Source organism: Maribacter sp. MS6 (assembly GCF_056839185.1).
In genome coordinates this window covers 4396456-4411146 of record NZ_CM166389.1, presented here as the reverse complement: position 1 = coordinate 4411146, position 14691 = coordinate 4396456, and the positions used below count along the sequence as shown (strand labels likewise).

10 protein-coding genes are annotated in these 14691 nt (G+C 37.3%); 6 read left to right on the top strand and 4 right to left on the bottom strand.

Going from position 1 to position 14691, the window contains the following annotated elements:
- Nucleotides 1–156 precede the first annotated feature (156 nt).
- Complete coding sequence (locus MS6x_RS19150) at nt 157–2343, bottom strand: amino acid permease (protein ID WP_482604404.1); 2187 nt, start codon at nt 2341–2343, stop codon at nt 157–159.
- 401 nt (nt 2344–2744) lie between these two features.
- On the opposite strand from MS6x_RS19150, the gene MS6x_RS19145 reads away from it, so the two are divergent.
- The gene (locus MS6x_RS19145; protein ID WP_482604402.1) at nt 2745–3431 is read left to right on the top strand and encodes a protein-L-isoaspartate(D-aspartate) O-methyltransferase; all 687 of its coding nucleotides are present in this window, start codon (nt 2745–2747) and stop codon (nt 3429–3431) included.
- A 225-nt stretch (nt 3432–3656) separates the two neighbouring features.
- Here the strand turns inward: MS6x_RS19145 and MS6x_RS19140 are convergent, their stop codons facing one another.
- Nucleotides 3657–4871, bottom strand: a complete 1215-nt coding sequence (locus MS6x_RS19140) for an FG-GAP repeat domain-containing protein (RefSeq protein WP_482604400.1) — start codon at nt 4869–4871, stop codon at nt 3657–3659.
- A gap of 504 nt (nt 4872–5375) precedes the next feature.
- On the opposite strand from MS6x_RS19140, the gene MS6x_RS19135 reads away from it, so the two are divergent.
- The 5 genes from MS6x_RS19135 to MS6x_RS19115 all read left to right on the top strand — a co-directional run bounded on the left by MS6x_RS19135 (nt 5376) and on the right by MS6x_RS19115 (nt 12932).
- The gene (locus tag MS6x_RS19135) at nt 5376–5675 is read left to right on the top strand and encodes a helix-turn-helix domain-containing protein (protein ID WP_482604398.1); all 300 of its coding nucleotides are present in this window, start codon (nt 5376–5378) and stop codon (nt 5673–5675) included.
- Complete coding sequence (locus MS6x_RS19130; RefSeq protein WP_482604396.1) at nt 5668–7320, top strand: Eco57I restriction-modification methylase domain-containing protein; 1653 nt, start codon at nt 5668–5670, stop codon at nt 7318–7320. Before MS6x_RS19135 ends, MS6x_RS19130 begins: the two co-directional genes overlap by 8 nt.
- Before the next feature lies 1 nt (nt 7321).
- Nucleotides 7322–10063: a BpuSI family type II restriction endonuclease gene (locus tag MS6x_RS19125; RefSeq protein WP_482604394.1), complete on the top strand. Its 2742-nt coding sequence runs from the start codon at nt 7322–7324 to the stop codon at nt 10061–10063.
- Nucleotides 10060–11214 (top strand): DNA cytosine methyltransferase, encoded by a 1155-nt coding sequence (locus tag MS6x_RS19120; RefSeq protein ID WP_482604393.1) that lies wholly within the window; start codon nt 10060–10062, stop codon nt 11212–11214. The genes MS6x_RS19125 and MS6x_RS19120 overlap by 4 nt, the downstream gene beginning before the upstream one ends.
- Nucleotides 11215–12458: 1244 nt before the next feature.
- Nucleotides 12459–12932, top strand: coding sequence for an FKBP-type peptidyl-prolyl cis-trans isomerase (locus MS6x_RS19115; RefSeq protein WP_482604391.1), 474 nt, complete (start codon nt 12459–12461; stop codon nt 12930–12932).
- Nucleotides 12933–12953: 21 nt separating this feature from the next.
- Here MS6x_RS19115 and MS6x_RS19110 read toward each other — a convergent pair whose 3' ends face one another.
- Both MS6x_RS19110 and MS6x_RS19105 read right to left on the bottom strand, forming a co-directional pair.
- On the bottom strand, nt 12954–14096 hold the full coding sequence (locus MS6x_RS19110; protein ID WP_482604390.1) for a hypothetical protein: 1143 nt from the start codon (nt 14094–14096) through the stop codon (nt 12954–12956).
- An 83-nt stretch (nt 14097–14179) separates the two neighbouring features.
- Nucleotides 14180–14689 carry a TlpA family protein disulfide reductase gene (locus MS6x_RS19105; protein WP_482604388.1) on the bottom strand — a complete coding sequence of 170 codons (510 nt, stop codon included), beginning with the start codon at nt 14687–14689 and terminating at the stop codon, nt 14180–14182.
- Between the last annotated feature and the right edge of the window lie 2 nt (nt 14690–14691).

Below are 14691 nucleotides of genomic sequence, written 5' to 3'. Positions count from 1 at the left end.
GAATCCCATGTAAGGATTGCCAGCCGTAACAAGTCACTATATTTTCAAAGATTCTTTCTCTTTTAATATCGCAATAAATAACAAGTCGCTCTCATAAAGGCTATATTTCATAAAAATGGAAACATAGCGCTAGTAAAAAAGAAGTTCAACTATAGGTTAAACCAAGGCATTTTCACTAAAACTATCCATGCAAAAAATTGCAGAAGTTCTCGAAAACTCGGTAATTTTTATCATGTCCTCCATATCCAAATCATTTGAGAGCGGAAGTATATTCAGGTCGGTGCGGTTTGTGGTCAGCAACATGAGTTCATCCTCTAGGGCATAATGCTCTATTTTTGAATTTATTGGAAAACGTACTAGATCTTTCAATACGGATATATCTTTTTCTGAACTGTTATTTTGATGGTCGATGGCCATACGCACGTTGATATTCCCCTTCCAATTTTTTTGAAGTAACAAGGCGATCAGCACTGAAAGATCATTGTTACTAATGTCATAATTCGTTTTCCAAGCCGGGGAAAAATCTTTGAGCCAAAGGGTAATATCCTTCTCAAGGGAAAGGCCCACATTTTCAAAAGGAACATACAGCAGCACCCCATAGCCATTGCGTTTGGCAATTTCAATGATATTCGTATAACTTTCGTTGAACTTCCCATCGCCACTTACCGATAAGAAGACGGTATTGGGTTTGAAAAAGGCGGCATTAAGCGACTGCATGCTTATTTTTATAGATTCCGCAAAATCGTTTCCGCTTACATAGGTATAGCTGGTCGCTATATTTTTTGATTTTAGGCGGTGGCTTACTTCAGGAAGGAAATTGATCAACCTATCCCCAAAATCCTTGTCCAAATTGCTTACGGCCAAAAATTTGATAGAACCCTTTGGGGCAACAATGCTTTCAATCAGTTTAAAGGAACGTCTTATTTCCTTGGGTGCTGTAACGGGAATCAGTAGATCCGGCCTCCATGAACGCACCTCCCTGGTCGGACTCAATTCTGTTGTTTTCTTCGTCGCCCATGCCGCCAAGGCAGTGAAAAGTCCACTACGGGAGTCCCCTGCATCGGACTTTAGTTTTTTCTTTACCAAATAATAGTAAAAGAAAACAATCAATATGAGGGATGCCAAGGCAAAGGCCGCGTTGATGATGAACATTACGGTTAGCGAACCAAAAGCCCCAATTAAGGGAACAATTATAGGAATTTTCAAAGTAGGCCTAAAACTAGGAAGTGCCAGCGACTGTTCTATTAAGGCCACTACGTTGACCATAGCGTAGGTAATCATGAAGAACATGGTGATCAACGGAGCAATCGTATTCAGATTGCGGAGCGACAGCCCAACAAGTACGATAATCGCCGTAATGATCATGGCATTAAAGGGTTCCCCTTTTTTATTGGTTTTGGATAAAAAATCGCTTTTGGGAAGAATTCGTTTCTCTCCCAGGGCAAGTAATATTCTGGGAGCGCCTACGAACGAACCCAACGCGGAGGAAAGCGTAGCCCCCAATAAACCGGCAAGCACAACAGGGGCAAAATAGGACTTATCGATAAACACATTATAATTTTCAACAAGCTCCTTTGGAGTAGCCAGCAATGCGGCCACAACAACCAGCCCCATATACACCAAAGTAGATAAAAGCACGGCACTTATGGTTCCCCTTGGGATGCTTCTTCTAGGGTTTTCAAGGTCACCCGACATATTCGCCCCGGCCATTACCCCGGTCACTGCAGGGAAGAATACCGCAAACACTAACCAAAATGAGGAGCCTCCAAAATTATTCTCCTTTGATCCTGGATAATTTCCAAACCATACAAAATCGTAATTGAGATCGGTAACAAAGAGTCCGCCTACAATAGACGCGATGGACAAGATGATGATGGCCATAATCACGTATTGGATCTTAAAGGCAAAACTGGTGCTTATAAAGGCTATGGTAAGGACCAGTGCAAAGACGAAAATGTCTAACAGCAACGGACTAACGTCGGGTAAAATCGATTGTAGTCCTTCCCGGAAACCGAAAATATACATCGCTACAGCGATGGCCTGCGAGAAGAAGAACGGTATCCCAATGGCACCGCCAATTTCAAGTCCTAGCGATTGGGAAATAAGACTGAACGCGCCGCCGGACCCGATACGGATATTCGTGGTGATACTTGATAGGGACAACGCTGTGGACAAGGTAATCGCCACCGCCACTGCAATAATTAACAGCGCTCCCATTACCCCGGCATTCCCCACCACCCAAGGATGCCGTATGTACATAATGACTCCGAGAACCGTAAGAAACGTAGGGGTGAATACCCCTGCCATCATACCGAATTTCTTGATTTCCTTGATTTTTTCCATGAAGGATGCTATTAAGCCATATTCTATGTTCTAGGTTGCTACACAGGTATTTAATAGCTTAAAATTAGCTGTTGATGAAGCCATTGGATATGATAAATATCATTTTAATCCCTTCCGGGAAACAAAATTTCGTGAACTAACGTAAAAAACCTTGTAGGTACATCCATAGTAACCGAAGTATAGTAGGAGGGAGGGCAACAGGTGTGAAATGGGCTTTCTAGTATGAAGTGGCTGCAAAGCAAGATCATTGTTTTTCTAACATGATTTACATCATTGTTTTCTTCTACGTCTGGTACTACATTGGCGATAGAATAAAAACGAGAAGCGAGCTTTAGAAATGGTGTAACAAAAAATTCCTTGATGTCATGATGTGTAGATTGAATACTATAGTTGAAGGCGGTATGAGCCTAATATTATGTTTGGTGGGCGCCTGTGGTAGTGCCCAAGATGACTATGCCGTAATGCGAGAACTTATGGTAAAAACACAATTGGAATCTCGGGGTATTCTTCATTCGAAAACCCTGGATGCCATGAGAAAGGTCCCACGGCATCTCTTTGTCCCGAAAAATTTGAGATCCGATGCCTATACCGATGGCCCGCTGCCCATTGGAGATGGGCAGACCATCTCCCAACCCTATATTGTAGCCTATATGACTCGAGAACTAGAACTAAAACCCAGTGATCGGGTATTGGAAATCGGTACGGGTTCCGGGTATCAGGCCGCCATTTTAGCTCAAATGGCCGATTCGGTATATACGATAGAAATCGTTAAACAGTTGGCACATACAGCGAAAGAAAGACTACAAAAGTTGGGCTATGACAACGTAATCGTTAAACAAGGCGACGGATATGATGGCTGGCCATCCAAGGCTCCTTTTGATGCCATTATGGTCACCGCAGGGGCCGCTACGGTTCCCCAGCCCTTGATCGATCAGCTGAACGAAGGTGGCCGTATGATTCTTCCTGTTGGGCCAAAGGATGCGGTCAGTCATTTGGTGTTGCTTAAAAAGAAGAATAACAAGATTACCAGAAAAAAATTGATTCCCGTGCGCTTTGTCCCCTTTACCCGTGAGCAAAAACCTGACTAAATTTGGTAGTGCTAAAGGCCACGAACATCCTAGAGCTGCAACTAAAAATGAAGAATAGTGTTATCGGCAATCGTAACAACGATGCATAGGGTTATACCAATCTGTATCATAAGGTTCCGCGTTATATGGCATAAAAAAGAAATTACCCGAGTAAACACTGTTTTGCCGAACCCGCAGCGTGGGGGAGTGTAACGGTGTACGGAAAGGGACCATCTTACAAAACGGTTACTGTTTGTTGCCAAAAAGTAAAAAATCCTGTGAGCCGCGATTACTCAAAAAAAGGTCTTTGATACCATCTTCGTTCAAATCCACAAAATCGATATCAAAACCTCTACCACCAATGCCCTTGGGAATTATTTTGTCGGTTCCTTCGATAAACTTTCCTTTGCCATCGTTAAGATAAACGCTATAGGGCGTGTTGCCCCCAAACTGGTCACCGTTGGTATTGCCAGTCATAATATCTGGATCGCCATCATTGTCAATGTCCAAGAAGGCCACTCCAAAACAACGATTGTCATCTTTGGGCAAACGGGTGTCGGTAATATCAGTGAAAAACCCTTTTCCATCGTTTAGCAACAACCTGTTCTGCCTTAGGGCGTTGTCCACAAACGCCTGAACATTGCCATATAGAATGTCCAGATCACCATCTCCATCAATATCGGCTACGTCCACTTCACGGGTTTCTTCGGGTTCTTTTCGGTAAGGGAGCCTATCGGAAGATCGATCTTCAAAAAAACCATTTCCTATGTTGATCAATAGTCTATTGGCATCCTCGTTCCCCACGAGTAGATCTTCATCCCCGTCGTTGTCCACATCGGCAAGGGTAAGGTCTTGTGTAACATCTATGAACTCATCAAAGCGCTCAAGGCTCTCATCTTTAAAATGGCCCGTGCCCGTGTTGATCAATACATTGTTCTGGCCGTTGTTCCCAATCAAAACATCGGGGGAACCATCGGCATTGATATCAAAAACAACTACGGAATTGGAAGTTCCGGTAACAGGAATCCTGTCCCCACCATCTATAAAAGTACCATCACCATTGTTTAAGTAGAGCTCATTGGTCTTGTCATCTTCACTGACCACGATGATGTCCAGGTCGCCATCCAGATCAAAGTCGGCAATACCAATATCCTCACTATCATGGGCAACCTGTGGTATCCGCAATGCACTCTCGTTAGTGAACCCTCCGTTTCCATTATTGATGAGCAGAATGTTGGGCCTGTGCTCGTTGGCAATCAAAATATCCATGTCCCCATCTTGGTCCAAATCAGCAATTCCGGCATCCATGCTTAGCAATTGCAGGTCATTGTAAGGCAAATGTGTTTTTGTAACGTTTATATAGAAAGAAGTGGAACTAGCTTGGTTTCCTTTATTATGTTGACCATAACCCGTCTGCAAAAAAACAAGGGCCACGGGCAACAGTATAATTCTCTTATACATAGGTTTTTTTTAGAGATTCACTACTAATATAAGTTATTTGCCCCTCAGCTATCTATAAAGTCTACCGGATTTTCCTGACCACCCTGGGCACTATACTGTTCTTGCGTTATGTACCTTGAGCTGTGGGTCGGCATAAAAAAGACAGGTCTGGTAGACCTTTTCTTTTTTGAGCGAGATGGTCAGCGGGCAACGTATTTACAATCTTCTTTTATTTTTTTCTTTCTAAAAGTTTCTTCTCAGAAGGTAATGAATCCGACTTCCAGATATTGAAACAACCAAAATTGCTTCTTTCCGAGGTTCATGAATACCTTATTTAACGATAAACAAATAATGAATAAACACTCTTTATGCGACGACGTAGGAGGGAAGCGTAATGTGTGTAGAATGGAATAATAGATTAATGTTGATATAATTGTAATAAAGCGCATTAAATAATTTAGTTTCTTTTGAACTTTTAATTAGATTTGTATTAGACCTTATTAGGTCAAGTCAAAAATTGGTAAAATGACACTCGGACAAAAAATTAAAGAATTACGCGAATCTTCTGGAATGTTTCAAAGACAGCTTGCAGCCATTCTTGAAATTGGAGATGGATATTTAAGTAAAGTTGAGAGTGACCAAAAAGCAATTAAACGTGAACATTTGAAAACAATAAGCCAAACTTTCAATTTCTCATTTGAGGAATTGGAAGCACTATGGATTGCAACTAAAATTTATGATATTGTCAAAAATGAAAAAGAAGGCTTAAATGCATTAAAAGTTGCTGAAGAGCAAATAAAATATAAAGGTCTCAAGAATGATTAATACAATTTCAAAACCATATAAAGTTGATGATTTGATTCAATCATTTGAGGAGCAACTAGAATTGTTTTTTTCAAAAGATTTTGAATCCAAAACAAAAAGCCCAGAACAAAATGAAAATCTAGGACAAGTGTTCACACCACCCATTCTTGCTAAATTTATGATTGGTTTATTAGATGAGAGCATCAATCCAAAATCTAAAATACTTGATCCTTGTATAGGTCCAAATACCTTTTTCAAAGCGTTGCCAAAAGAAGTTTCAAATTGCTATCTAAAAGGAATTGAAATCGATAAAAATCTAATTAATGCTGAAATTAAAAAATTCTATAATAATTCAAAGAGGACATTAATTCAAGGAAGTTTTTTTGATTTAGATTCTACAGAAAAGTTCGACTTAATAATTCAAAATCCTCCTTATGTCAGACAAGAGTTATTAGCAAATGGAGTGAATTCAAAATCAAATATAAAAAACGACGTATTATCAAGTTTTTCAACTGTTCCTTCTCAATCAAATTTGTATATCTATTTTTTGCTTAAAAGTATTTTACACCTGAATGAAAATGGAATAATGGTAGCCGTAATTTATGACAGTTGGCTTTATAGTAGTTTCGGAATATTTTTAAAAGAATCATTTCTAAAATTAGGACATTTAACAAGTATTTATCACTTTAAGAAAAGTGCCTTTGATAATGCAGAAGTCGGAGCAACAGTAGTCAAGTTTGTTAAAACTAAAAATAGTCGAAAATCGACTTCATATTACTCTTTAAATGACTTAAACGATTTAAAAACATATAATGGATTAACGGATAAAGCACATAATCTCCGGCCAAAAGAATTATTGACTTATTCTTTTAACAATTCTAGTGTAATAAATTTTAAATCAAAACTATTTAGAACACTAAACTCCATTGTTTCTAAACCTATTCAGCGTGGAACTTCCGCAATTGTAAACAATCACTTCATTTTTTCCGAAAAAAAGTATCCAGAGCTTAAACCCATAATTAAGAATGTTTCTAGAATAAAGACTTATAAAGTTACTAAAGAGAATGCGTTTATATTGGCTGTGAATGGTTCTATTTCTGATGTGACCAAAGAATATCTAGATTCTGTAAAAAATAAAATTCTTAACACTCCATTTAATAAATATAAAGCTGTAAAGCGAAATATTACACAAAATAAAAATTGGTATACGATAAAAATAAAAACGTCTGGAAATTTTATTTTCAATTACTATTTAAGGAACAATATCGATTTTATTTACAACCCAAATAAACATCTTTCTTCTGATAATTTTTATTCTGTAAATATTGAACAATCAGAGTTAGCTTATCTAGCAATATTAAACTCATCATTTACTAGATTAAATATTTTAAATAACTCCAGAAGTCAAGGTAACGGTTTAAGAAAAATACAACTTTATGAATTTAAAGAGATTAAAGTCATTGATATAAAAAACATCTCAACTGAAACCATTCATAAACTTGAAGGATTAGGTAAATCATTAATGATTTCAAATCGATATGACAACCAACAAAATGAAATAATCGAGCAAATTGATTCTATTTTATTAAATGAATATAATAATTACAATAACACCTCTTTCGGGATTGATGAGTTAATAAATGAATTAAAAGAATACATCAAATAATATGATAAACCTATGGTATAACTCTGATGAAGTTACAGGCTTCCATCCAGTTGTTGAGACTGCAATAAAAAACGCTATTACAAATTGTGGTTATGACTTACTTTTAGAGTTAGAGCATCATCCTTCTATCCCTAACAGCACTATTATTCCTGACTTTGCATTTAAATTAAAATCTTCTAACAGATATATTTTTGTAATTGAAGTAAAGAAAACTGCACGTGATGTAACTTCTCAAAGATTTCAAAATCAAACTAGGTCTTATGTTTCTGATTTTTCACCATATTGGGAACCAAATTATCCGAAATACTTTTGCTTAACAAATATTGAAGAATTAATTCTTTTTGCCGATAGACAAGGTCCAATATCAACTTGTATTTTAAAAGGCAATCCAAAATCTCATACTCGATTTAATCCTCAGACGCGTGATGCTACTCAAACAAGTTTAGAGTTTCAGAATACTATTGAACAAATACTACCAGTAATTGTAAACCGAACACCTCCTGACTGGGCTAACAATTGGCAACCAATCATAGATACCTTTTATCAAAACTATCAAAGTGTCAGTAATGGTCTTAGTCATAGCAAGGAATTATCTGACGAGTTATCTTTATATGAATTTTTCAGACTTTTAGCGTTTACTTACTTAAAAGATTATTACAATCAAACTAAAAACCCTAATCAAAGTTATTTTAGAAGTTTTCCAGCTCAAAATGACAATTTACAAGCATTTACCAATGGGCTTTCGAACAACTATAACAGAGTTTTACGACTTGATTTTAATCAAGTTTTTTCAAATCATCCAAACTCTACCAATAGAATTTTTCCTGAAAATTTTAATGCATCGATTATTCAATATTTTAAAAATACAATTCAGGCCTTAAACAGTTATGGCTCTCAAGCTGTTTCTGATAACCCTTTCCCTGAATACATTTTCAATTTGCTAACTTCAAAAGTTTATGATAAAGAAACTCTTCATAAAAAGGGGAAAATTATGTCGGATGCTGAGTTATCGATATTATTATCTATAGTGACAATTGACAATCCGAGTTCATCAGTTATAGACCCTTGTTCAGGTGATGGAGCTTTATTGGATGCAGCATACGATTATCTTAATATTCTGAATCTAACTAATGGTGATACATTAACTCATAATCAACTTTTAAATCAAGTTAATGGTATTGAAATAGACCCGTTTTTAGCTCAGTTAGCAACATTTAGGTTAGTCTCAAAAAATCTATCGGGTGTTGATAGTTCTACAAATGCAAACATAACTACAGGAAGTATGTTTGAAAACCCTAACAATTCTGGATACGATGTCATTTTAATGAATCCGCCATTTTTGAGAAATGATAATAAAGTTGCTCCAATTACCAGTGCTGAAAAAACGATTATGAATAGCGCTATAACAAATAATGGTTTGACTAATTATTTTTCTTCTGCTTCTCAGCCTAACCTTTATAATTATTTCGTGAATTATGCTTGGCACTATTTAAATAATCAAGGGAAAGCAGGTTTTATTTTAATGGCTAAGTTTCTTAATAATGAAGAGGGTGAATACTTAAAACAATTCATTTTAGACAAAGTGGATGCGATAATTCTTTACCCAAGAGATTATTTTGAAGATTTTAAAGTTACTACAGCGATTATAATTCTAAGTAAGTTACCTTCAAATGAAATTAAATTCCTAAGAATTAAAGATTCAAATTTACTATCTAACCCAAATAACATAAAAAGCATTTTATCCAATACCTCTGTAACAACAATTAGGTCTGATTACACATTAAAAATTACTAATCGAAATATTCAACCAAATAGTTTATGGAGGTCTCATTTATGCGACCCAGAAGATAAGTTCATAAAAATAGACAACTTATCTTTTTTAAATTCATTGAGCAGCTATTTTGGAACTTTTAAAAGAGGTGGAGCGGAAAATAGTGGAGGTTCTTCTATTATATACCCAAATTTTAATAATAATCCATATTCTCAATTACTACTAAGCAATAGAGGATTTGGAATAAAAAATGGAAGAAAAAGGAGGAATTTTATTTTAACTCAAAATGATTTGCTTTTAGAGCAAGCTATACATTTTCCTTCAAATTATGATGAATCATCAAATAACGGACTTTCTGTAATTCATAAAACTGATACTGCTTTAGATACTATATTCACTGACAACAATAACTCTTCATCCAAATGGAAAAAAATTGTTAATTGTGCTTACAATAGTAAAGTTAGTTTTGACATTTTAATTCCCAGAGCAGAAAGAACAAAACATATAGTTTATTTTTTGCCTTTACAATCGGAAGTAGTATTAACAACTAACTTCTTTTATGTATCAGGATTTCAAAACGGAAAAAACTCAATTTCAAATTCTGAACAAATCAAATTTATCACAGCTTTTTTGAATTCTTGCTTTGGTCAAATTCAGTTTGAGATAAATTCAAATTTTCAAGAAGGGCTTAGGAAAATTGAAAAATTCAACATAGAACAATTTAAAGTTCCTAATCTCAATCAATTGACAGATGCGGAAATTAACTCTGTAAATACAGCATTTGATATATTCAACAATCAAAATCTAGCTATTAGTGGAGACGAAGGAATCACAACAACAAGAAGACAACTAGATATAGAAGTTGCTAATATTATTTTTAACCGAGACAGCTTAGGGTTTCAAAATGTAAATCAATTAACAGATTTCTTTGAACTATTTTTAGCTGACTTAGTAGAAGACAGAAGATTATGAAAAACAACAATATAAAAGTCATCGGATTATTTTCTGGCTGTGGAGGTCTTGATTTAGGTTTTAAACAAGCAGGTTATGACTTAATATGGGCAAATGATATATTAAAAGATGCTTGTGAAACATATAAACTTAACATTGGCAATCATATTGTCAATGAAGATATTACCAAAATAGACTTGGAAACTATTCCCAATGCTGATGTTATAATAGGTGGACCACCTTGTCAAGGTTTCTCTGGAATCGGTAAAAGAAATCCTGATGACGATAGATCTGCATTAGTTTATTCATATTTAAACGTAGTAAAAAAAATACAACCAAAAATATTCCTATTTGAAAATGTAACAGGATTAAAGTCCTCAAAATCATCTGATGGGTCAAAAGTAATAGATAATCTAAAAGAGGCATTTGAGAATATTGGATATCATATTGACATTCATACATTGAATGCTGCTGATTATGGAGTACCACAAAAGAGAAAAAGAGTGTTTATTATTGGCAATAAAATTGGAGTGAATATTACTGCTCCGATTCAAACACATTTCGACAAAGATGAAAACAAAAAACAATGGATTACTTCATTCGAAGCAATATCGGATTTAGAATCACCAACGGAAAATGGTAAGGTAGTTTATAAGCATAAGCCTAATTGCGAATATCAAATGTTAATGAGAGAGAATGCTTCTAAAACAACACTGCAGATAATTCCCTATTCAAGCCCAACCGACAGAGAAATTATGAAACACGTTAAACCAGGAGGGAATTATATGGATATTCCTGATGAGTTCTCAACAAAGAGAATAATGTATTTTAAAAGTACTGGAGGCAGAACTACTACTTATGGAAGATTAGACCCTAAAAAGCCTAGTTATACATTGAATACCCATTTTAATAGACCAAATATTGGATGTAATATTCATTATGACGAGGAGAGAATGATAACAATTAGAGAAGGGTTAAGGTTTCAGTCATTTCCTGATAATTTTCATTTAATTTCGAAAACTAAAAGAAATTATTATGTTCAAGTTGGGAATGCAGTTCCTCCGTTACTTTCTAAAGCGTGGGCAAAACATATCCGTCAATATTTAGAAGATTATTATTTAACATTAAAAAATAATGAAAATCTATTTCAAGATGTAGTATTAAGTTCTTAATGAATGGCCTCATAGAATTCTAGCTAAACAATCCTCCTCCGCGAAAAAGCTACGGCGGACGCGGTAGGCGAGGGGAGCGACCATATTCTAGAGGGCTGGTAATAAGGTTTCTTAACCTGTATAATGCTTCAATTAGTTCAAAGCGGTCTTAAGAGTTAGAATGCTTTCTAGAATATAGCGACTGAGCCGTACATTGTTTCTAAAATTATCTACGTGACAAAAGAAATTAGCCAGGGGCTGATTACTTTTGGTGGCGGGTTGTAGCGTTGGCATTTTTTTGTTTCGCCAGCGCTTCATCTCGCTCAAAGCATGCTTTGCCGTATCAAGAAAAAAAGAGGGCATAAAATAGAATTATCCTGAGGATGATTCTATTTTGTGAGCCAGCCGTAGCTTAGGACTCAACATCGAGATAGTCGATTCCAGCACGCCATCTCGCTCAAAATTCTAAAGATTATCTAGCTGCTAGAATTTATGCCGTATTTTACATAATGTTAAAAGCACCTAAAGAAAAGCTTCAATCAAGACGAGAGGCTAGCAATGGCTAAGAAATAATCTCGCAATGCCGACGCGCCGACCCGCTCATATTTTAAAAGGTCTACTAGACCTTTCAAAATACTGCCGTTAGCTGTTGCAGCACGCTGACGAGAAATACGTAGAATTCATAAGCACCTTTAAAAACAAATAAAAATCTCGCGAATAATGCTGTAGAAAATAATCTTGCATACATTTCCTCGAATACGAGAATTTTAAATGAATCTAAAAGGCTAGCTTTTAAATTCGTGACAAAAGAAATTAGCCAGTGGCTGATTTCATTTGGTGGCGAGTTGATGCGGCTGCCATGTAAACAAGCATTGTTTATCTGAACCGTAAATTCCCTTTTAGATAATTCCTTTGTTACAACTCGCTTACAAGAGCCATAACGTAACTATGATGAACATATGGTTAAACCGACCGCAAATTCCCTTTTACATAATTCCTTTGTTATAACTCGCTTACAGGAGCTATAACGCAACTATGTAAAATAGCACGGAAATGCGCTATCCTGGAATTTGCTATAATTGTACTATAATTTATATTATGTAAAATAGAAAATTTCAAGCGGTCCTAGTATTCCAGTTTTTTCATTCCCCCTAGATTTACGGCAATCCCCTCTTTACGAATGGTATGCTGTCGCTTATTCGTTAAATTTTGTTCAAAATTCACTATACCTTTTCATCAATCTTTATCTTCGCAAAAAAAATATTATGAAATACGCTGTTTTTTTATTCCTTTTCACTTTTCTAGTGTCCTGTAATCCGGATTCCTCAAATACTTCCGATCCCATAGAACCGGTTGATTATACAGCTATCAACGAAGCACAAATAATAGAGTATCTTGCCGCCAACGACCTGGTGTCCCAAAAAACCGAGTCAGGTCTTCATTATATCATTGAAAATCAAGGAGATGGCGCCCAACCAACGGCTACTTCTAGCGTAACGGTGGTTTACCGCGGATATTTTCTTGACGGTACTGTTTTTGACCCAGGGACACCAGATGGACTTACCATTGGCTTAGGTCAGGTCATTCCAGGCTGGACACAGGGCATTCCCCTTTTTAACGAAGGCGGAAACGGCGTATTGTTGATTCCTGCGCACCTTGCCTACGGTAGTTTTGACTTTAATGGGATTCCGGCAGGTTCTGTATTGGTGTTTGACATCAACCTTATTTCTGTCAACTAAACCGGAATAGTTATTTTTAATCTAAAACGCTGCTAAAGGAACTCTGGCGGTGCGTATCCTGGTTTCTTTCTGGTCGACTTCCGTCCATGCCAAATACAACGTATCACCTACCTTTTCTAGTTGAGGGAAGCCAGACTGTCGCGAACCGTTCAGTTCCGCTATGGTAACTGTTTCGGACAGTGTTCCACTCATGCTTACTTTGGCCATTTGGAAACGCGCTAATTTTCCTTCGGATTCTAGCCAACTGACTACGGCGGTGTTGTCATCGGCCCATACGACATCTACCCGTCCAATGGTATTTCCTTCTGCGATAACGATGGGTTCCTGAAACTGTTCACCACCATTGGTAGAAAATGCCAACTTTACCTTTGCGGTATCCTGTGCCGCCGTGAACCATGCCGCAACCAAAGTATTCCCGAAAGCTGCTACTTTTGGTCCGTTTACCGGACATCCCTTTATTTGCCACCCATCTGCATGTATGGTTTTAGGGGCTGTCCATTCCCCGTTGACCTGCCGTACAATACTAATATCCCGTACTTCGTCCTCTGAGCGATCTCTGTACAACACAACCGGACCATTATCGGTTATCGCAGCGGTGGTCTGGCAACAATCACAGGTGCCCACATCCAATTCCTGCTCATTGGATACCGTACCATCTGCAGCCACTTCCGCTGCCCTTACCGTCATGGCTCCCCGCTCCCCTGCTTCATTTTCTTTGGTATTACGACCATCCAACCAGGTCACAAAAAAGGAATCTTGATACGGCAAGACCGTTACAAAACCATGTTCTGTTGGCGTACCATCGGTATGCAAGTCCAGATTCGTTTCCCAACCTGTACCTTCCCTTGGTTTCAGGTTCATCTTTACATCATAGGAATAGGTGCCTTCGGTCGACTTTTTTAGCACATGGGACCAGTAGTTCCCCATGTTTTCGGCTACCATAGGATAATCTGCCCAGTTCACGAACCAATCGGTTCCCTGGATGATCATTTCGGGTTCTTGCCAAGTACCGCCTTCCAATTTTGAATAGTAGAAAGTGGCCAAACTATCCCCTTTGGTCTCTACCCACGAGAGCAAGGTAAGGTCTGGATTCGATACTAAATGGGGCAAGGAACTAGAGGGGCCAGCTGGAGATTCCACTCGTTCTACCTTATAAACTTTCACTTTCGGTAAATCCTTCTTACTATCTTGTTTACAGCTTAGTAGCAAAAGTATAAATAAAATAGTTGAACCTATAAAATAACGCATTAGTCCAGGTTCTTTAATTGGTCAATCAGTTCTGGGGTGCTCCATTCCATTGCTCCATCAAAACGTAGTACCTGCTCCCCTGCTTCATTATAAATAAAGGTGACGGGCAAGGCATCGATGTCTAACTCCGCATAGGTACCGTTATATTTTATGAAATTAAAATCGAAACCACGGGCCTCTTTAAATTTCTCTATTTTTTTGACGGACTCGTCCGAGGCCAATAAAAAAACGTAGTTCTCTTCCGCTAGCATGTCTTGCAACTTCAATAAATCGGGCATTTCCTCGATACAGGGGCGGCACCATGTTGCCCAATAATTTACCAGTACTCTTTTTTCTTTATAATCCGCTAGTTCTATTGGGTTTCCGGCCAGGTCTTCATAGGTGGATGAGACTGCGGTTTCCATCGCAACGCTGTTACTTTCGGGTTCCATCGGCTTTGCTTTTTGAGCATCTTTACAACTACCACATAGGAGGAGTAGCACTGCAAATAGTGTTGTCTTTACATTCATAA

Coding starts and splice junctions, on each gene's coding strand:
- MS6x_RS19150 (WP_482604404.1), bottom strand. CDS start 2,343: ATGGAAAAAATCAAGGAAATCAAGAAATTCGGTATGATGGCAGGGGTA.
- MS6x_RS19145 (WP_482604402.1), top strand. CDS start 2,745: ATGAGCCTAATATTATGTTTGGTGGGCGCCTGTGGTAGTGCCCAAGAT.
- MS6x_RS19140 (WP_482604400.1), bottom strand. CDS start 4,871: ATGTATAAGAGAATTATACTGTTGCCCGTGGCCCTTGTTTTTTTGCAG.
- MS6x_RS19135 (WP_482604398.1), top strand. CDS start 5,376: ATGACACTCGGACAAAAAATTAAAGAATTACGCGAATCTTCTGGAATG.
- MS6x_RS19130 (WP_482604396.1), top strand. CDS start 5,668: ATGATTAATACAATTTCAAAACCATATAAAGTTGATGATTTGATTCAA.
- MS6x_RS19125 (WP_482604394.1), top strand. CDS start 7,322: ATGATAAACCTATGGTATAACTCTGATGAAGTTACAGGCTTCCATCCA.
- MS6x_RS19120 (WP_482604393.1), top strand. CDS start 10,060: ATGAAAAACAACAATATAAAAGTCATCGGATTATTTTCTGGCTGTGGA.
- MS6x_RS19115 (WP_482604391.1), top strand. CDS start 12,459: ATGAAATACGCTGTTTTTTTATTCCTTTTCACTTTTCTAGTGTCCTGT.
- MS6x_RS19105 (WP_482604388.1), bottom strand. CDS start 14,689: ATGAATGTAAAGACAACACTATTTGCAGTGCTACTCCTCCTATGTGGT.